The following is a 17,936-nucleotide window of genomic DNA, read 5'->3' as shown; positions in this document are numbered from 1 at the left end:
GGAAATGGTCGATACGACGCAACTGCGCGTTCTTCTTTCCGAGGCGGGCTACCGCTTCGTCGAACCGCCGATCGTCTCCGACGCTGACGTCTTCCTCGACGTGGCGGGCGAAGACCTACGCCGCCGACTCTATCTGACGACGAGCGCCGACGGACGCGAGCAGTGCCTGCGGCCGGAATTCACCATTCCGGTCTGCTTGCAGCACATCGCCACCGGCGACGCGCACCGCACCGCCGACTACGCCTATCTGGGGCCGGTGTTCCGGCAGCGTCCGGGCGGTGTGAACGGAGAGTTCCTGCAGGCCGGCATCGAATCCCTCGGCCGCACCGACCGGATCACGGCCGATGCCGACGTGCTGGCGCTGGCGCTCGACGCGGTGCGGCTCTACGGCCTCGACGAGCCGATCGTGCGGATCGGCGATTCCATGCTGTTTTCCGCCGTCATCGATCAGCTGGGCATCGCCGCCGTCTGGAAGCGCCGGCTGTCGCGCGCCTTCGGCGATCGCGCCCGGCTCGATGCGACGATCGAGCGTCTGTCCGGTGGCAAGTCCGCCGAGGCGCCGGCGCATGCAGGCTTCCTCGCCGCGCTCGACGGCACCGACCACGACGCCGCGCACCGGATCGTCGAGGACCTGCTGTCGATCGCCGGCATTCGCGCCGTTGGTGGCCGTTCGGCCGGCGAGATCGCCGATCGCTTTCTCGAGCAGTCGGCGCTCGCCGCCGGCGGTGGTCTCGATGACCGCGCCCAGGCGGTACTCGGCCGGTTCCTGCGCATCGTCGGCAAGCCTGCCGCCGTGCTCGAGGATCTGAAGGCCCTTTCGGCCGACGAGAAGCTCGGCATGGATGCCTCTATCGACGGCTTCGAGAAACGCGCCGATGGCCTCGCTCGGCGCGGCATTGATCTGGAGCGGCTCGATTTCGCCGCCGATTTCGGCCGCCGGCTCGATTATTATTCGGGCTTCGTATTCGAGATCTATGACAAGGCGCTGCCGGCCGGCCAGCAGGTCGTTGGCGGCGGTCGCTATGACCGGCTGATGCCGCTGCTCGGCGCCAAGTCGACGGTGCCTGCCGTCGGCTTCGCCCTCTGGCTCGATCGCGTGAAGGAAGTAACGGCATGACCGACGCTCCGCTCGTTCTCGCCGTCCCCTCCAAGGGCCGGCTGCAGGAAAATGCCAACGCCTTCTTCGCCCGCGCCGGGCTTCCGGTGGTGCAGCAGGGCAGCGCCCGCAGCTATCGCGGCCGCATCGGCGGCCTCGCCGACGTCGAGGTCGCCTTCCTGTCGGCGTCCGAGATCACCCGCGAGCTGGCGGCCGGATCGGTCCATCTCGGCATCACAGGCCGCGATCTCGTCGAGGAGGAGGTCTCCGACTTCGCCCAGCGACTGGATCTCGTGCTGCCGCTCGGCTTCGGCCATGCCGATGTCGTGGTCGCGGTGCCCGAGGCCTGGATCGATGTCCGCTGCATGGCGGACCTTGACGACGTCGCCGCCGATTTCCGCGCCCGTCACGGCCGCTGGCTCACGGTCGCGACCAAATACGTCAACCTGACTCGGCGCTTCTTCACGCAGCATGGCATTGCCGACTACCGCATTGTCGAGAGCCTCGGCGCGACGGAGGGAGCGCCGGCATCCGGGGCCGCCGACCTGATCGTCGACATCACCTCGACCGGCTCGACGCTGACCGCCAACGCGCTCAAGGTCGTCGGCGACGGCATCATCCTGCAATCCGAGGCGCATCTGGTCGCTAGCCTGTCTGCGACCTGGAGCGGGGCTGCGCGCGGCGCTCTGCGCACCATCATCGACCGGATCGAGGCGGAGGCCGCCGGCCGCTCGCTGCGCGAGATCCGCGCCGACGTTGTCGATCCGGAAGGTGCGGCCAAGGTCGCCGCCGACCGCTTCGGCGCGACGACGCCGTTCGGTCTGCCTGCTGGCCAGCTCCTCCTGCATTGCCCGGCCTCGAAGGTCTATGCCTGTGCCGAGTGGCTGCGGACCGGAGCCGGCGCGCGCACGGTCGGCGTCACCCGTCTCGAGACGGTATTTTCAGCGACGAGCCCCCTGGCGGAGCATCTGCTGGGGCGGATCGACGGCCGCGCCTCGGCCTGATCGGCTGCGATCGAGGACAGGGGATCTATGACAGGCATCGCCGCGTGACGCGGCGATGTCGGATGTCATGCGTTCCCTGCATTGCTGCATTGCAATAAGAAATTTTGCATTGCGAAGAAATCAGCTTACCTTTGCGTCATCATCTTCGAACAGGAGAGATGCCGATGTTTAAGTCCCTGAAGAAGTTGCGTCGCAGCTGGTCCGAATATGTCAACTACGATCCGGAAGCCGCGCAGCTCGCGCAGGCTGGGGATCTGATCGATCTCGAAATGATCCAGCGCGATCTCGACCGCCGCGGCCGGCGCTCCTACGGCAGCTACTGAGCTAACCTGACCTGCCGGGCGGCGTCAGCCGCTGGCGGAGCTGCGTGGCTTCGGTCCGGCAGTGGCAGCCGTCGAGGTGATCGTTGACGAGCCCCATCGCCTGCATGAAGGCATAGACCGTCGTCGGCCCGACAAAGCTCCAGCCGCGTCGTTTGAGATCCTTGGACAATCGCACCGAGGTCGGTGAGGTGCTGTTGGCAGCGAGGCTCGCCTTGTCGAACCGTGCCGGGCGTTCGCTCGCCGGCGGCTCGAAGCTCCACACATAGGCGGCGATCGAGCCTTCGCTTTCGATCAATTCGAGCGCTCGCCTGGCATTGTTGATCGTCGAGACGATCTTGCCGCGATGGCGAACGATCCCGGTATCGGCGAGAAGTCTCGCTATATCCGTCTCGTCGAAGCGCGCGACCTTCTCGGGATCGAAGCCGGCGAAGGCCTGGCGGAAATTTTCCCGCTTCTTCAGGATGGTCAGCCAAGACAGGCCCGACTGAAAGCCTTCGAGGCACAGCTTCTCGAACAGGCGGCGGTCGTCCGTGACCGGCCGCCCCCATTCCTTGTCATGATAGGCTTGATACATCTCGGTGCTGCTGGACCACCAGCAGCGCGCCAGTCCGTCATCGCCGGCAACAAGTCCATCGGGAAGGGGCATGAGGCACTCGCGGATCGTGTGGAAGTTCGTGCTTTGTTCCCATATGTAGCGGCATCGAGATGGGAAGGGCAAGGCCTCGTCGTGCGGCATGCCGGCATAGGACTTCGTTCACCATCCGGGCAGACGCCCGCCGCTTGTTCATGTTTCCTTTGCCGGCGGTATCTAGCGTCCGGGAACGGCTGGCGCCGCGCTCGCGCGGCGCGGGCCTGTCCGGTCGCAAGACCGGGCTATGCAACTCCGCGTCGCTCCGATGCGGACCCGATCCGGATCGTTCCATGCGAAGCCCGCTGCAGCTTGTCGCTCTGATCTTCATGATCCTGCCCGGACTGACGGTCGCGGCCGTCGCCGATGATCGCTATACGCCACGGCCGCCGGTGCTGCTTGAGGAGGGGTATCGGGACGCTCCGCCGATGCGGCAGCGCGGGGACGACCGCTCGCTCCGCCGGGCGCGGCCTGCGGAGCGCAGCGTCGGGCTGGTGCCTCGAGCGGTACAGCCCAAGGCACGTAAGGCGCGACGGGAATTCGACCCGGCCTTCCTGCCGACGGTGGTCGACTATGCCGGAGCCGAGTCTCCGGGCACGATCGTGATCGACACGTCGTCCCGCTATCTCTACCTGGTCGAAGCGGACGGAACGGCGCGCCGCTACGGCGTCGGTGTCGGCAAGGCGGGGTTCGACTGGGTCGGCACCCACAGCGTCACGCGCAAGGCGGAGTGGCCGAGCTGGGTACCGCCTTCCGAGATGCGCAAGCGCAGGCCGGGCCTGCCGGTGCGCATGGAGGGCGGCCCGGACAACCCGCTCGGTGCGCGGGCGCTCTATCTCGGCTCGACGCTCTATCGAATCCACGGCTCGAACGAGCCCTGGACGATCGGCAAGGCGGTCTCTTCAGGGTGCTTCCGGATGCGCAACGAGGATGTTGTCGATCTCTACGACCGCGTCGATGTCGGCGCGCGCGTGATCGTACGCTAGCGTGCCTCTGGTGAAGGGGATGCCGGTTCACGGGCTGAGAACGAGGTATCGGCGCTCAAAACAAAACGGGCGCCCGAGGCGCCCGCTTGACTGGATGATCCGTGAAAGGCCTAGAACGGCCAGAGCTTGCTGACGTCGAACTTCTTCTTCGTCTTCGGGGGCTCGGTCATCGGTGCGTTCGGATCGGCGGCGCGATAGGCGACCGGCGGCTCGGTCAGGTATTTGCGCGTCGCGTTGCCTTGGGCGTCGAAGGAGCCGCCCTTGCCCTTGTGCAACGCGTCCCAGGCCTTCTTGCCTTCGGCGCGCCGGGCTTCGGAATACTCTTCCTCGCGGCGGCTGAAAGTTGTCTGGCCCGGCGCCAGCTTGAGGTTCGGCGCGCCCTCGCTGTTCGGAGCGACCGCATCGTTCTCGCGCTGCTTGCGCTTGGCGACGTCCGGATCCTTGGGCCAGTTCATCTCGCCGGCCGCCGATGCCGTCGCTGTCGGCGGCGGCAGGCTCTTGTTCGGCGGGACGACGATGCCGCCACGCGGCTTGTAGTCGATCGGCGGCCGATCGTCGCCGCCGAGGCTGGCGATGCTCATGACGTCCGTCAGCGTCTGCTTCTCAGGCGATACGCCGGTACCATAGGTGGTCCCCGAACATCCTGCGAGCGCGGTCGCCATAAGGGCGCCAACGGGCAGAAGCAGAAAACGCTGAACAGTCGATGCGGACATGTCGATCGGTCACTCCTGGGCGCGCTCGAATCGGCACACCTTAGCCTGTGTCACGGTTAAACGCAGAAAAGCGGGCAAAATTCCGGCACGGTCAAGCGCGTCCTTCTAGCGGATGGGCAGGGCTGGGGCAACATCGGCGGATGGCGCGATCGTGGCCAGTCGCTGGTCCAGCGAGGTGCCTGGCCCCGTTTCGGCGAGAATCCGGCGGGCCGCGTCGGAATCCCGATCCATCTGTGCGATCAGCGCCTCGATGGAGGCGAACCGCTCTTCGCCGCGCAGAAAACTATGGAACGTGACGACGACCTGCTCGTCATAGAGCGTGTCCGCGAAGTCGAACACATGCACCTCCAGCAGCACGGCGCCGTTGTCGAAGGTCGGGCGACGGCCATAGCTTGCGACCGCGGCATGCGTGGTGCCGTCGGCGCGGGTGAGCGTCACCGCGTAGATGCCGAGCGCCAGCCCGCAATCGGCGGGGAGGCGCACATTGGCCGTTGGATAGCCAAGCTCGCGCCCGCGCTTGTCGCCGTGCTGGACGGTTCCCATCACGAACCAGCGGTAGCCGAGCTCGGAATTGGCTCGTTCGATGGCGCCCTGTTCGAGGCTCTGCCGCACGCGACTGGACGAGAACGATGTGCCGTGATCGTCGATGACGGCGCCGAGCACCGAGAGAGCGAAACCGTGCTCGGTGCCCCGATGCGCCAGAAAGGCGGGCGAACCGAGCCGGTCATGGCCGAATTGGAAATCGTGACCGATGATCGCGGCAGTGATGCCGAGCCGGCCGACCAGGATATCGTCGACGAAGTCGTTGGCGCTGGTCTTGGCGAATTCCCGGTCGAAACGGGCGACGACGATGCCGTCCAGGCCGAAGGCGGCGGCCAGCCGGGCCTTGGCCTCGACGGTGGAGAGGCGGAACAGCGGCACGTCCGGCCGGAAGACGGTGCGCGGATGCGGCTCGAAAGTCAGGAGGAGCGCGGGAGCCTGGCGGGCGCTGCCTTCGCTGCGCGCCGCTTCCAGCAGGGCCTGATGGCCGCGATGCATGCCGTCGAAATTGCCGATCGCCACGGCCCCGCCGCGAAACTCGGCCGGAACGGCGTCGAGCGGCAGGATGCGGGCGGGCGGCAGGTGCGCGGTGGCGCTTGTCATGATGGCTCCAGTTGAGCCGGCCGGCGTGGCGTCGGCGGCAGCGGCCGGAAACTGGCCTCTCGCCCCGACAGGGTCAAGACGGGAGTTCCAGGTACTCCGGGCGAAAAGTTCGCCCGACCTCCACTCACCATGCGAGATGAGGAATGAAGGCGCGAACGGCGAGCTTGTTGTCGACGAGGAAGCGATGCACGGCACCCGTATCCGGACACGCTTCGGGGCCGAAGCTCTCCGAATGGATGCCACCGGTAACGAATAACACGTCGAGGTCCTGCTGGCAGGCGCCCCGAAGATCGGTCGGCGCGCCGTCGCCGATCGCCAGCACCTTGTCCTTCGCGACGGGGCTGCCCTGAATGGCGGCCGCCTTTTCGAGGGCAGCCTCGTAGATCGGAGCGTTGGGCTTGCCGGCGACGAAGCTGGTGCCGCCCAGTGCAGTATAACGCTCGGCCAGCGAGCCGGCGCACCAGACGAAGCGGTCTCCGCGCTCGACCACGATGTCGGGATTGGCGCAGATCATCGGCAGGTCGCGCTTGCGCCAGGCGGCGAAGCGGCCGGCATAGTCGTCCGGCGTCTCGACACTGTCGTCGAACAGGCCCGTGCAGGAGATCAGCTCGGCTTCGTCTTCGCCGACCAGTTGCAGCGGCAGCCCTTCATAGAGCGATTTTTCCCGCTCATTGCCGACATGGAAGGTCTTGGCGGCGCCGCGGGCCGCGAGCAGGCCGCGCGTCACGTCGCCCGAGGTGACGATGCCGTCATAGCAATCCGACCCGACGCCGAGACCGTTCATCTGGTCGATGATATACTGGTTGGTGCGCGGCGCGTTGGTGATGAGGACGACGATGCCGCCTTGCGCGCGATAGCGCCGCAGCGCCTCGCAGGCCGGCGCAAACGAATGCACGCCATTGTGGATGACACCCCAAACGTCGCTCAGCACGACGGGATATTGGGAGGCGAGTTCCGACAGTCCGGTGACTGCGATGGGGGAAGTCGTGTTGGTCATGCGCCCGGGCGTATTGCTTCCGCTCGCAAGGGTCAAGCTCGGCCAATCGCTTTGCTTCGATCGCGCGATCGGGGCGGGGCGAGCTCCGGATGGCCATCCTCGCCGCGTGGCCTGGGCCTGGCGGCTCGTGCCGCCTGCGGCAAAGCGCTCGGGCGTGCCGTCCGGCCATGATCTCGACACGAAGGCAGTGCCGGGTGGCGTAACGTAAGGAACGGTTGAAAACAGGGGAGCGCCCGTTTTCCCGGTTCGGCCTTGCTTCGCGTCATGATACGCAAGTTTATGATTTTATTGGTGTCTCAGTCTGGTGTCTCGTTTTTCATCTTCTGATTGTGATGTCTGGATGCCTGCACCTTCGGATCTTTGGTCGGCACGCTGCTTGGCGTGGCCTGATGACCGGCCATCCTTCGATCACACGAGGGCTGGCTGGGGGGACGTGATGGCCAGTTCGAGACAGAGGCCGCTCCCGGCTGATATCGCCGGGGTTGCGCCGATGCGTGGCCCGACCGCGGCTACCACCCTTGGCGCCAAAATCGAAGAGCCAGGGCCTTGAACTACATGCCCACGGCCGACGGAACCGTACCTGCGACCGAATCGGCCGTTCCGCCATCCGAAGTGCGCGCCGTCCTGGACAAGCTGCTGACGAGCCCCGAATTCGTCGCCTCGCCCCAGCTTTGCGCCTTTCTCGCCTATATCGTCGAGGCGCATCTCGCCGGCGAGGATCATCTCCTGAAGGGGCAGAACATCGGCACGGCGGTCCTCGGGCGGCCGGTCGGGTTCGATTCCCAGCGTGACCCGATCGTTCGCGTCGAGGCCAATCGCCTGCGGCGCACGCTGGTCGCCTACTACATGGGGAGTGGCGCCGGGGACGCGGTCCGGATCGTCGTCGGACGCGGCTCCTATGTGCCGCGCATCGAGCGCGTGGTCGCGCCGGCCTTGCCGCCGCCGGATCGACGGGATGTCCGGCCTGGTCATCGCCCGGCTCCAGAGCTGGTCGCACGCTCGTCTTGGCGAAGCGGCCGGCTGGCGATCCTGATCGCCGCCGTCGCGCTGGTTTCGATCGCCGTCGCCGGTTATGGCGCCCTCAGCCGGCTGGATCCGAAACCCGCCGCGAAACCGGTCGTCGTCGAGACGGCGCAGGCCGCCGTGCTCACAGCCGCGCCGCAGGCCGGCCAGCCCTACCTGCCCAGCGTCGAGGTCAGTCCCTTCACCATGCATGCCGCCGGCAAGGCGGCGGAACGGGGAACGGAGCTGGCGTCGATGCTCACCGTGGCGCTCGCCGGCTTCCCCGAATTGCGGGTGCTGGCGAATGGCGGCGATGCGGCCGATTTTCGGGTCGATGGCGAGGTCACCCTCGGCGACGCCGCGAACACCGTCGCGATGCGCCTCTCCGTCGCCGATACCGCGGACGTCATCTGGAGCGCCAATGTCGCGCTGAAGCCGGAAGAGCTGACGTCCAATGCCGGCTTCGAGCGGGTCGTGGAGATCGCGACCACCGCCATTGCGCCCCAATTCGGCGCCATCGCCCAGCACCTGGCGAGCGGCGAGGACAGCGAAGGCGTCCAGGCCCTGGCCGACTACGACTGCCTGATCAATGCGCAATTGCAGCACCATCGTCTCGAGGACGGCAACTGGAAGAAGCTGGAAGTCTGCCTGCGCGAGTCGATCGCGCGCTATCCCAATTTCGCCACCGCGACGGCGTCGCTCGCCCTGCTTCTGATCGAGGGCTATCGCCTGAACCCGGCCGAGAGCGCGGCGCAGGCATCGCTGGTCGAGGCCGACAGCTTGGCGCGTCGCGCGCTGCAGCTCGAACCCGCCAATGTGCGCGCCATGACGGCGGTCGCTGCCGCCGCGCTGGGCAAGGACGATCTCGACGCGGCCAAGACCATGGCGCTGCGCGCGATCACGGCCAATCCGCTCGATCCGCTGTCGCGCTCGCAATACGTCCTGGCCCTGATCGCTTCGGGCTATCAGGACCAGGCTCTCGCCCAATCGGTGATCGCGCGCCAGATCGATCCGGCGCATGTGGGCTTCTACGATTCCCTCGATTACCTGGCGCATTTCGGCAAGGGCACGCAGCCGAACCCGTTGCGAAGCGCCGTCGTCGCCGATGTTCCACATCTGCCCTATGGCGCCATGGCCCGCGTCCTGGCGTATGATTCCAGTGATCAGCATGCGGCGCGGGATGAAGCCAAGGCGGCGCTCTACGCCCTCATGCCGCTGTTCGCCGATGACATGCCGGCGGCGCTTCGCCGGCAGTTCCCCCCGTCACCATTCACGCAGCGCCTCGAAGCCGCCTTGCGGAAGGCTGGAGTGGGCAGCTGACATGGTGGCTCGATGAACCACGATGCCGTGAGCGATGTCGTGCCCGCCGATCCGGGGGCGGAGGACATTCGCGCCGCCCTGTCGGCAATCCAGGCGTCCTCGGCCTTCTCCGCGTCCAGGCAACTGAGCCTGTTCCTCGCCTATGTCGTCGAGAAGGCGCTCGCCGGCGAAGCCGACAGGATCAAGGCCTACAGCATCGCCACCGAAGCGCTCGGGCGGCCGGAGACCTTCGATCCTTCGGCGGATCCCATCGTCCGGGTCGAGGCGGGCCGGCTGCGCAAGGCGCTGGAGGCGTACTACCAGGGCGAGGGGGCTCAAGCCTCGCTCCGGATCACCATTCCGCGCGGCAGTTATGTGCCGCGCTTCGAGCGCGTGGAGGTGGAGCCGCTTCTCGCGGCGGAGCCCGCCCCCCGTCCCGACGAGGCGGTAAGCGCTTCCGCCCCGCAGGACGGTCGCGCTGCACGGCGCTGGCGTGTCTGGGCCGCGGGCGCTCTGGTCTTGATCCTGTTGCTCGGTGCGCTGGGTGTGTTCGTCGTTCGCAACTATGAGGGCATGCGGCGCAGCGAGGCGGGATCGACGGCGGTGTCGAAGTCCGAACCCGCCGCCGTGCAGCCGGCTCTCAAGCCGATGGCGCCCCGCATCCACGTGGTGCCGTTCGCGGTTGCCGACGACATGGCGACCGGCATCACCGGCAGCCAGTTCGCCACGAAGATGGCGACGGCAATCTCGCGCTTCGACGAGGTGACGGTGGTAACCCGTCTGGACGGCGATGCCGACTATGTGGTGAGCGGCACCCTGGCAGAAGGCCAGGACGGGATCTCCGCCGCGACCCTCTTGACGGACCGTGTTTCGGGCCGGGTGATCTGGTCGTCGCAGATCACCGTGCCGCGCAATCCCATCCTGCCTTCGTCGACCATCGACGAACTGGTGGGGGATGTCGCCGTCGCCATCGCCCAGCCCTATGGCGTCGTCATGTCGGACCGGCTGGCGCGGACGGACCGTCCGGATGACGGCTTTCCTTGCCTCATCCAGTCGTTCAACTACTGGCGCGATTTTACGGTCGCGACACATGCCGATGTGCGCAGCTGTCTGGAGGCGCTGACGCGCCGCTATCCGACCTATGCGCTGGCCTATGCCATGCTGACCTTCATCTATCTCGACGAGGAGGGGCTCGGCTTCAACGTGCGTCCGCATAGCTCCGCCGTCGACAGTGGCGTCAAGGCCTCGGCCATGGCGGTCCAGCTGGCACCGACGAGCGCGCGGGCCCAGCAGGCCCTGCAATATGCCTATTTCGCCACCGGTCAGATCGACCGCGCCATCGAGACCGGCAAACGGGCGATGTTGCTGAACCCGCTCGATACCGATGTCCGCGCTTCGCAGGGACAGGTCCTGATCGTCGCCGGGCTCTACTTGCTGGGCGCCCGGCTGATCGAAGAGGCGGCGGCCCACAACACGGCCTATCCGCCCTGGTACGATCTCTATTTGGCGCTGGCCGCCTTCCAGTCGGGCAATGAACCGGCCATGCGGTCGCTGATCCGGCGGGTCAGCCTGCCGGGGCATCCGCTGGCCGCCACGCTGGCTCTGATCGCCGGCGGCGCCGATGGGACGCCGGACGCACGGGCGAAGGCGCTCGCCAATATCCGCGAACACGTCCCCGAACTGGTCGACGACCCGGCCCTGGCGCTTGGGCGGATCATTCCCAATGCCGAGCTGGTCGACAAATTGGTCGCGGCCAGTCGGGCGGCGGGACTTCAGAAGTGAATAGCGCAGTGATCTTGGTGGGATGCGGCGCGTTTCTGAACGCTTTGTTTACCCTGTTCTGAGATTGTTCGGCTGTCGCGGCGGATGTTTCGCGGCGGAAGAGGGGTCTTCCAGGCATGGGATTCGGTGGTGGCTCGCGAGAGCCCGTTCAGGTTCTGATCGTTGATGCCGATCCGGTTCAGCGGCGCACCGTTTCCGCGCATCTGGCGGCGGAGGCCGGAGTGCGTTTCGTGCCGATGGCTTTCGCGACCAAGGCCGAGGCGATCGAATGCCTCGCCGACCGTACTCAGTCGATCATCGTCGCCGATCTGGAGACCGTGGGCGGCGTCGACGAGTTGGGCAGCCTCTCCGGCAATGCGTCCTCGATCATCGCCATGAGCGCACGGGGTTCGGTACACGCCGCCGTCGCTGCCATGCGCGCTGGCGCCGTGGATTTCCTGCCGAAGCCGTTCGGGGCGGCGGCGCTGCTCGACAGGTTGGAGGCGGCCATCGCGCAATGGTCGGTCGCCAAGCCCGGCGCGGCCGATCGTCCGTCATCCGACGCCGCGCCGCTCGAGGTGCCCGTGCCGGTATCCGGGCCGACGCTGGCGCGCGAGGACTTCGAAGGGTTCATCGGCCGATCGTCGGCGATGGCGCTGGTCTATGACCAGATCAGCCGCATCGCGCCGTCGCGCGCGCCGGTCTTCGTCACCGGCGAGAGCGGCACCGGCAAGGAGCTCTGCGCCGAGGCCATCCATACCCGCTCGGGCCGCGCCGGCCGTCCCTTCATTGCCATCAATTGCAGCGCGATTCCCAAGGATCTCATGGAAAGCGAGATCTTCGGCCATGTGCGCGGCGCCTTCACCGGCGCGACCGAGACACGCCAGGGCGCCGCGGAACTGGCCGATGGCGGGACATTGTTTCTCGACGAAATCGGCGAAATGGACCTCGCCCTGCAGGCCAAGCTGCTGCGCTTCATCCAGAGCGGCGTGGTGCAGCGGGTCGGTGACGTCGCGACGCGGCGGGTCGATGTCCGCATCGTCTGCGCCACCCATCGCGATCCCGTCACTGAGATCGCGGCCGGGCGCTTCCGCGAGGACCTGTTCTATCGGCTGCATGTGCTGCCGATCCAGCTGCCGCCGCTGCGCGAGCGTCCCGAGGACATCCTGCCGCTGGCCTCCGCCTTCCTGTCGCGCTATGCGGCCGAGGAAATGCGGGGCTTCCGCGGTTTTGAGCCGCCCGCGGCTGCCCTTCTCAAGCAACATCCCTGGCCGGGCAATGTGCGTGAACTGCAGAACGCGATCCGGCGCATGGTCGTGCTGCACCAGGGCAGCGAGGTGACGGTCGCGATGCTGCCGCCGCCGATCCGCAATGGCGTCCCGGCGCGCACGACGGAATGGACGGCGGTCAGCCGCGCCTTGTCCGCGGCGGTCGCGCCGTTCTGGGAGCAGGAACGCACCATCATCGAGAGTGCCATCGAGGCGCATGGCGGCAATATCGCCCGCGCCGCCGCAGCTCTCGAGATCAGTCCTTCGACCATTTATCGGAAGCGGCAGGCCTGGCTGGATCGTCGGACGGCATAAGCCGTTGGCGAGCCGAATTAATCGTCATCTGTTGAAGCTCTTGCGCACGACGCGGGGGAACGGCATGTTCGCCCGAAATGCAGTTGCACGGGCGCTGGCTGCGTCCGATACGAGGGGAAAGTCATGAAGGACTGGGCATCCCGGATTTCCGGGATTGCAGTGGCGGGCGCGTTGCTTTTCGCTGTTACGGGGACGGCTGGGGCGGGGGAAGTCGCCGACAAGGCCGCGGAGGCGGAGACGCTGCTGCAGGCCGGCAAGACCGCCGAAGCGCAGGCCGCCCTCGATAGCGCGATCGAGGCTTTCTGGAAGGCGGTGCCGTTGACGCTCCGCAATGCGCGTTTCGTCGACGACGTGAAGGGTTTTGGCGACTTTACCGCCCATGCCGGTTCGAACTTCGCGCCGTCCAGCACGCTGCAGATCTATGTCGAACCGCAGGGCTTCGGCTGGGCCGAGGTTGATGGCGGCTACAAGATCGCCTTCGCCTCCGAGATCGAGATCCGCAATGCGGGCGGCCAGATCCTGACGAAATCGTCGGCGCCGGCGCGGCTCGAGAAGATCGGCCGCAACAAGAATCGCGAGTTCCAGATCTCGGTCGGCTTCCAGCTGCCGGCGTTGAAGGCGGGCGATTATGTGCTGGTCCTCACCGTCACGGACGAGGCGACGGGCCGCTCGGCCCCGGTCGAACTGCCCTTCTCCATCTCGGGCTGACAAAGGTCTTGCTATGATGGCGGCCTGTGTGTCCGTCATCATAGCTCCGCCACCTGGTCCGTCGCATGAGGGACGTGTCGGACGGAAGTCCTCCCTCGATCGGTTTCGGCGCCCTGCATGATCTCCGTCTATGAATTGAAGCCGCGCTTCCAGGCCTTGTTGCGCCCGCTTGTTAGCCTCCTGGTAACCAGGGGCGTCACCGCCAACCAGGTAACGCTGGCCGCCATGGTCGCCAGCGTCGCGACCGGGCTGGCGCTCTGGGGGCTGGCCGGATGCCGCCTCAGCCTGCTGCTCCTGCCGCTGGTGCTGTTCCTGCGGATGGCCCTCAACGCCGTAGACGGCATGATCGCCCGCGAGCACAACCAGCAGAGCCGGCTTGGCGCCATTCTGAACGAGGCCGGCGATGTCGTTTCCGATGCCGCGCTCTACCTGGCGCTGGTGCCGGCCTTGGCGCCGTTCGGCGCGCATGGCTGGCCGATCGTTCTCTTCGTCGTCGCGGCGATCCTGACCGAGTTCGTCGGCGTGCTCGGCCAGACGATCGGGGGAGGGCGCCGCTATGATGGCCCGATGGGCAAGTCCGATCGCGCCGCCGCCATCGGCCTGATCGCCTTCCTGATCGCCGTCGGCGTACCCGGCGGCGGCTGGATCGACGGCGCCGTGCTGCTCCTGACAGCGCTCGCGATCTGGACCTCGTTCAACCGCGCCCGGCGCGCCCTGGCGGGGAACTGATCATGGACGGGTCGATCTTTTCCTTCACCCTGTTTGGCTGGACCGGCGCGAACATCGTGACCCTGGCGCTGGTCGTGCTCGGCCTCGCCGTCGCCACGGCCCTCGTCTGGTCGCGGCCGGAGCCCTCCGGCGAGGATCCGAAGGCGATCGAAAAGCATCGCGAGCTTCGCGCCCGCATCGGCAGCTGGTGGGTGATGGTGGCGCTGCTGGTCGGCGCGCTGGCGCTTGGGCCCACGGCGATGATCGTGCTGCTCGGCTTCGTCAGCTACCTGGCGCTCAAGGAATATCTGACGATCATCCCGACCCGGAAGGCGGACCGGGTGGTGCTGCTCGTCGCCTATCTCGCCGTGCCGATCCAGTACTATTGGATCGGCATCGGCTGGTACGGCATGTTCGTCATCTTCGTCCCCGTCTACATGTTCCTGATCCTGCCGGCTGCCATGGTGCTGCGCGGCGAGACGCAGGGCTTCCTGAAGGCCGCCGGCACGCTGCACTGGGGGCTGATGATCACGGTCTTCTCGATCGGACACGCCGCCTATCTGCTCGTCCTGCCGCCGCCCGGCGCTCCCTCCGGCATGGGTCCGGGGCTGCTGATCTTTTTGTTGATCGCGACCGAGTTCAACGACGTCGCCCAGTTCCTCGCCGGCCGCCGCTTCGGCAGGCGCAAGATCACGCCCAAGGTGTCGCCCAACAAGACCGTCGAGGGTTTTGTCGGCGGCCTGATCGCGACGACGCTGCTCTCCATGGCGCTGGCACCGCTGCTGACGCCGATCGGCCTGCCGCAGGCCGCCGCGATCGGCGTGCTGCTGGCGACCGCCGGCTTCTTCGGCGACATCGTCATGTCGGCGGTGAAGCGCGACCTCGGCATCAAGGACACCGGCACGATCCTGCCCGGGCATGGCGGCATCCTCGACCGCATCGACAGCCTGGTCTTCACCGCGCCGTTCTTCTTCCACGCCGTCCGCTACTTCTATTTCTGAGACGCGCATGACCTCTCGCGACGTGCTTCGCCTGCTCTTTTTCGCGCTCCTCGTCCGGCCGTTCCTGCTGGTCGCGATCGGGCTCTCCGTGCGCCATCGCGAGCGCCTGCCCAAGGACGGGCCGGTGATCATCGCGGCCAATCACAACAGCCATCTCGACACGCTGGCGCTGATGTCGCTGTTTCCGCTCGCCAAGCTCAGGAAGGTGCGGGCCGTCGCCGCTGCCGACTATTTCCTGAGGAATCGCTGGCTGAAATGGCTCGCCGTCGATCTGATCGGCATCCTTCCGATCGAGCGCGTGACGGGCCGGGGCGGCGTCGATCCGCTGGCTCAGGCGCTCGCCGCCCTCGATGCCGGTGACATCCTGATCATCTTTCCCGAGGGCTCGCGCGGCGAGCCCGAGATGCGCCAGGCGTTCAAGCGCGGCGTCGGCCATATCGCCCGGCGGCGGCCGGAGATCGCGGTCTTGCCGGTCTTTCTGCGCGGCTTCGGCAAGGTGCTGCCGAAGGGCGACCATCTTCCGGTCCCATTCTTCTGCGACGTGGTGATCGGCCAACCGATGACCGGCGCGGGCGAGGGCTTCATGCAGCGTCTCGAACAGACGGTCGATGCGCTCGGCCGCGAGACGCCCAGCTCCGAATGGGCGTAAGGGGACACCCCTTTCGGTCGTCGACCAAAAAAGCGATGACGGCGCCGATGCCGTCTCCTTGACAATCCTCCCCCCGCCTCCTAGATCCACCCTGCTGCTAGCACTCGCCCTTGGTGAGTGCTAATGCGCCATCATTAGCGGGCGATCCGAAGCGGGTCGCCCTGCACGCGAGGAGAGAACAAACATGGCATTCCGTCCTCTGCATGACCGCGTCGTCGTCCGCCGCGTTGCGTCGGAAGAGAAGACTGCCGGCGGCATCATCATCCCCGACACCGTCAAGGAAAAGCCGCAGGAAGGCGAAGTCGTCGCTGTCGGCCCCGGCGCTCGTGACGAGGCTGGCAAGCTGGTCGCTCTCGACGTCAAGGCTGGCGACCGCATCCTGTTCGGCAAGTGGTCGGGCACCGAAGTCAAGATCGACGGTGAAGAACTCCTCATCATGAAGGAGTCGGACATCCTCGGCGTTATCGACGGCAAGGCCGGCAAGGGCAAGTAAGCGCGCGGGGCGTTCCGCCCTCGACGCGTTTTCCGATTGCCTGCCACAACCTCTAAGGAGCTCATTCAATGGCTGCTAAAGAAGTAAAGTTCTCCGCCGACGCGCGTGAAAAGATGCTGCGCGGCGTCGACATTCTTGCCAACGCTGTCAAGGTGACGCTCGGCCCGAAGGGCCGCAACGTCGTCATCGAGAAGTCGTTCGGCGCTCCCCGTATCACCAAGGACGGCGTCTCCGTCGCCAAGGAGATCGAGCTCGAGGATCGTTTCGAGAACCTCGGCGCGCAGCTGGTTCGTGAAGTCGCTTCCAAGACCAACGACAAGGCTGGCGACGGCACCACCACCGCGACGGTTCTCGCTCAGGCGATCGTCAAGGAAGGCGCCAAGTTCGTTGCCGCTGGCATGAACCCGATGGACCTGAAGCGCGGCATCGACATGGCCGTTGCGGAAGCCGTCAAGGATCTCGTCGCTCGCTCGAAGAAGATCAAGACTTCCGAGGAAGTCGCTCAGGTCGGCACTATCTCCGCCAATGGCGAGAAGGAAATCGGCCAGATGATCGCTTCGGCGATGCAGAAGGTCGGCAACGAGGGTGTCATCACCGTCGAGGAAGCCAAGACCGCCGAGACCGAGCTCGAAGTCGTCGAAGGCATGCAGTTCGACCGCGGATACCTGTCGCCGTACTTCGTCACCAACGCTGAGAAGATGGTGGCTGAGCTCGACGACCCCTACATCCTCCTGCACGAGAAGAAGCTCGGCAACCTGCAGGCGATCCTTCCGGTCCTGGAAGCCGTCGTCCAGTCGGGCAAGCCGCTGCTGATCATCTCGGAAGACGTCGAAGGCGAGGCTCTGGCCACGCTCGTCGTCAACAAGCTCCGTGGTGGCCTCAAGGTCGCAGCCGTCAAGGCTCCGGGCTTCGGCGATCGCCGCAAGGCCATGCTCGAGGACATCGCTGTCCTGACGGCTGGCCAGGTGATCTCGGAAGATCTCGGCATCAAGCTCGAGAACGTCACGCTCGCTCAGCTCGGCCGCGCCAAGAAGGTCACGATCTCCAAGGAGAACACGACCATCGTTGACGGCTCCGGCAAGAAGAAAGAGATCGAAGCCCGCGTCAACCAGATCAAGGCTCAGATCGAAGAGACGACGTCGGACTACGACAAGGAGAAGCTCCAGGAGCGTCTCGCCAAGCTCGCTGGCGGCGTCGCGGTCATCCGCGTCGGCGGCGCGACGGAAGTCGAAGTCAAGGAGCGCAAGGACCGCGTCGACGACGCGCTGAACGCAACCCGCGCTGCTGTCGAAGAAGGCATCGTCCCGGGCGGCGGCACGGCTCTGCTGCGCGCCAAGAAGGCTGTCGAGAAGCTGAAGTCCGACAATGCCGACATCACTGCCGGCATCAAGATCGTGCTTCGCGCCCTTGAGGCACCGATCCGCCAGATCGCCGAGAATTCCGGCGTCGAGGGTTCGATCGTCGTGTCGAAGGTTCTCGAAGGCAAGGGTGACACCTTCGGCTTCGACGCACAGTCGGAGACCTACGTCGATCTCGTCGCTGCCGGCATCATCGATCCGACCAAGGTCGTCCGTACGGCTCTGCAGGACGCGGCTTCCGTGTCCTCGCTGATCGTCACGACCGAGGCGCTGATCGCCGACAAGCCCAAGAAGGACGGCGGCATGCCCGCTATGCCTCCGGGCGGCGGCATGGGCGGCATGGACTTCTAAGAAGTCCTGTCCTCAAGTCTACGGAGGGGCGCGGCGCAAGCCGCGCCCTTTTTCGTTCCGGGGCGTGTTCAGGGCCGCGGGCGGAGGTCCGCCCATGGAAGATGCCAGTCTGCGTATATGATGGTAATATACG

17 protein-coding genes are annotated in these 17,936 nt (G+C 66.4%); 13 read left to right on the top strand and 4 right to left on the bottom strand.

What is annotated here, in order from left to right; translation table 11 throughout:
* The first annotated feature begins 4 nt into the window (after positions 1-4).
* From G342_RS0108370 to G342_RS25980, 3 genes are all read left to right on the top strand, one after another.
* Positions 5-1,117, top strand: coding sequence for an ATP phosphoribosyltransferase regulatory subunit (locus G342_RS0108370; RefSeq protein WP_018182677.1), 1,113 nt, complete (start codon positions 5-7; stop codon positions 1,115-1,117).
* A complete protein-coding gene (gene hisG, locus G342_RS0108365; RefSeq protein WP_018182676.1) occupies positions 1,114-2,100 on the top strand; it encodes an ATP phosphoribosyltransferase in 987 nt (328 codons plus the stop codon). The genes G342_RS0108370 and hisG overlap by 4 nt, the downstream gene beginning before the upstream one ends.
* A 164-nt stretch (positions 2,101-2,264) precedes the next feature.
* Positions 2,265-2,423 carry a hypothetical protein gene (locus G342_RS25980; RefSeq protein WP_156830863.1) on the top strand — a complete coding sequence of 53 codons (159 nt, stop codon included), beginning with the start codon at positions 2,265-2,267 and terminating at the stop codon, positions 2,421-2,423.
* A gap of 1 nt (position 2,424) precedes the next feature.
* Here the strand turns inward: G342_RS25980 and G342_RS0108355 are convergent, their stop codons facing one another.
* Positions 2,425-3,069 (bottom strand): DNA-3-methyladenine glycosylase I, encoded by a 645-nt coding sequence (locus G342_RS0108355; protein WP_018182674.1) that lies wholly within the window; start codon positions 3,067-3,069, stop codon positions 2,425-2,427.
* A 275-nt stretch (positions 3,070-3,344) separates the two neighbouring features.
* Here G342_RS0108355 and G342_RS0108350 point away from each other — a divergent pair, with 275 nt between their 5' ends.
* Entirely contained in the window at positions 3,345-4,037 is a 693-nt protein-coding gene (locus G342_RS0108350; RefSeq protein WP_018182673.1) for a L,D-transpeptidase, read from the top strand.
* Between the two features lie 110 nt (positions 4,038-4,147).
* Here the strand turns inward: G342_RS0108350 and G342_RS0108345 are convergent, their stop codons facing one another.
* From G342_RS0108345 to G342_RS0108335, 3 genes are all read right to left on the bottom strand, one after another.
* The gene (locus G342_RS0108345) at positions 4,148-4,618 is read right to left on the bottom strand and encodes a hypothetical protein (protein ID WP_156830862.1); all 471 of its coding nucleotides are present in this window, start codon (positions 4,616-4,618) and stop codon (positions 4,148-4,150) included.
* A 237-nt stretch (positions 4,619-4,855) separates the two neighbouring features.
* Positions 4,856-5,893, bottom strand: coding sequence for a bifunctional riboflavin kinase/FAD synthetase (locus G342_RS23610; protein ID WP_018182671.1), 1,038 nt, complete (start codon positions 5,891-5,893; stop codon positions 4,856-4,858).
* A gap of 124 nt (positions 5,894-6,017) precedes the next feature.
* The gene (locus tag G342_RS0108335; RefSeq protein WP_018182670.1) at positions 6,018-6,890 is read right to left on the bottom strand and encodes a TIGR01459 family HAD-type hydrolase; all 873 of its coding nucleotides are present in this window, start codon (positions 6,888-6,890) and stop codon (positions 6,018-6,020) included.
* 546 nt (positions 6,891-7,436) lie between these two features.
* Here G342_RS0108335 and G342_RS0108330 point away from each other — a divergent pair.
* The 9 genes from G342_RS0108330 (at position 7,437) to groL (ending at position 17,803) form a co-directional block, all read left to right on the top strand.
* Complete coding sequence (locus tag G342_RS0108330) at positions 7,437-9,212, top strand: tetratricopeptide repeat protein (protein WP_018182669.1); 1,776 nt, start codon at positions 7,437-7,439, stop codon at positions 9,210-9,212.
* A 12-nt stretch (positions 9,213-9,224) separates the two neighbouring features.
* Positions 9,225-10,973, top strand: coding sequence for a hypothetical protein (locus tag G342_RS0108325; RefSeq protein WP_018182668.1), 1,749 nt, complete (start codon positions 9,225-9,227; stop codon positions 10,971-10,973).
* A gap of 116 nt (positions 10,974-11,089) precedes the next feature.
* Positions 11,090-12,535 carry a sigma-54-dependent transcriptional regulator gene (locus G342_RS0108320; RefSeq protein ID WP_018182667.1) on the top strand — a complete coding sequence of 482 codons (1,446 nt, stop codon included), beginning with the start codon at positions 11,090-11,092 and terminating at the stop codon, positions 12,533-12,535.
* A 123-nt stretch (positions 12,536-12,658) separates the two neighbouring features.
* A complete protein-coding gene (locus tag G342_RS0108315) occupies positions 12,659-13,243 on the top strand; it encodes a hypothetical protein (RefSeq protein WP_040878488.1) in 585 nt (194 codons plus the stop codon).
* A 117-nt stretch (positions 13,244-13,360) separates the two neighbouring features.
* On the top strand, positions 13,361-13,972 hold the full coding sequence (locus tag G342_RS0108310; RefSeq protein WP_018182665.1) for a CDP-alcohol phosphatidyltransferase family protein: 612 nt from the start codon (positions 13,361-13,363) through the stop codon (positions 13,970-13,972).
* 2 nt (positions 13,973-13,974) lie between these two features.
* Positions 13,975-14,952 carry a phosphatidate cytidylyltransferase gene (locus G342_RS0108305; RefSeq protein ID WP_018182664.1) on the top strand — a complete coding sequence of 326 codons (978 nt, stop codon included), beginning with the start codon at positions 13,975-13,977 and terminating at the stop codon, positions 14,950-14,952.
* A gap of 7 nt (positions 14,953-14,959) precedes the next feature.
* Entirely contained in the window at positions 14,960-15,601 is a 642-nt protein-coding gene (locus G342_RS0108300; RefSeq protein WP_018182663.1) for a lysophospholipid acyltransferase family protein, read from the top strand.
* A gap of 184 nt (positions 15,602-15,785) precedes the next feature.
* The gene (groES, locus tag G342_RS0108295) at positions 15,786-16,094 is read left to right on the top strand and encodes a co-chaperone GroES (protein ID WP_018182662.1); all 309 of its coding nucleotides are present in this window, start codon (positions 15,786-15,788) and stop codon (positions 16,092-16,094) included.
* Positions 16,095-16,162: 68 nt separating this feature from the next.
* Positions 16,163-17,803, top strand: coding sequence for a chaperonin GroEL (gene groL, locus G342_RS0108290; RefSeq protein WP_026304249.1), 1,641 nt, complete (start codon positions 16,163-16,165; stop codon positions 17,801-17,803).
* Positions 17,804-17,936: the final 133 nt, after the last annotated feature.

This window comes from Kaistia granuli DSM 23481, from assembly GCF_000380505.1.
GTDB lineage: Bacteria > Pseudomonadota > Alphaproteobacteria > Rhizobiales > Kaistiaceae > Kaistia > Kaistia granuli.
The sequence above is the reverse complement of the archived record's forward strand: the minus strand, read 5'-3'. Positions and strand labels throughout refer to the sequence as shown.

Coding starts and splice junctions, on each gene's coding strand:
- G342_RS0108370 (WP_018182677.1), top strand. CDS start 5: ATGGTCGATACGACGCAACTGCGCGTTCTTCTTTCCGAGGCGGGCTAC.
- hisG (WP_018182676.1), top strand. CDS start 1,114: ATGACCGACGCTCCGCTCGTTCTCGCCGTCCCCTCCAAGGGCCGGCTG.
- G342_RS25980 (WP_156830863.1), top strand. CDS start 2,265: ATGTTTAAGTCCCTGAAGAAGTTGCGTCGCAGCTGGTCCGAATATGTC.
- G342_RS0108355 (WP_018182674.1), bottom strand. CDS start 3,069: ATGCCCCTTCCCGATGGACTTGTTGCCGGCGATGACGGACTGGCGCGC.
- G342_RS0108350 (WP_018182673.1), top strand. CDS start 3,345: ATGCGAAGCCCGCTGCAGCTTGTCGCTCTGATCTTCATGATCCTGCCC.
- G342_RS0108345 (WP_156830862.1), bottom strand. CDS start 4,618: ATGAGCATCGCCAGCCTCGGCGGCGACGATCGGCCGCCGATCGACTAC.
- G342_RS23610 (WP_018182671.1), bottom strand. CDS start 5,893: ATGACAAGCGCCACCGCGCACCTGCCGCCCGCCCGCATCCTGCCGCTC.
- G342_RS0108335 (WP_018182670.1), bottom strand. CDS start 6,890: ATGACCAACACGACTTCCCCCATCGCAGTCACCGGACTGTCGGAACTC.
- G342_RS0108325 (WP_018182668.1), top strand. CDS start 9,225: ATGAACCACGATGCCGTGAGCGATGTCGTGCCCGCCGATCCGGGGGCG.
- G342_RS0108320 (WP_018182667.1), top strand. CDS start 11,090: ATGGGATTCGGTGGTGGCTCGCGAGAGCCCGTTCAGGTTCTGATCGTT.
- G342_RS0108315 (WP_040878488.1), top strand. CDS start 12,659: ATGAAGGACTGGGCATCCCGGATTTCCGGGATTGCAGTGGCGGGCGCG.
- G342_RS0108310 (WP_018182665.1), top strand. CDS start 13,361: ATGATCTCCGTCTATGAATTGAAGCCGCGCTTCCAGGCCTTGTTGCGC.
- G342_RS0108305 (WP_018182664.1), top strand. CDS start 13,975: ATGGACGGGTCGATCTTTTCCTTCACCCTGTTTGGCTGGACCGGCGCG.
- G342_RS0108300 (WP_018182663.1), top strand. CDS start 14,960: ATGACCTCTCGCGACGTGCTTCGCCTGCTCTTTTTCGCGCTCCTCGTC.
- groES (WP_018182662.1), top strand. CDS start 15,786: ATGGCATTCCGTCCTCTGCATGACCGCGTCGTCGTCCGCCGCGTTGCG.
- groL (WP_026304249.1), top strand. CDS start 16,163: ATGGCTGCTAAAGAAGTAAAGTTCTCCGCCGACGCGCGTGAAAAGATG.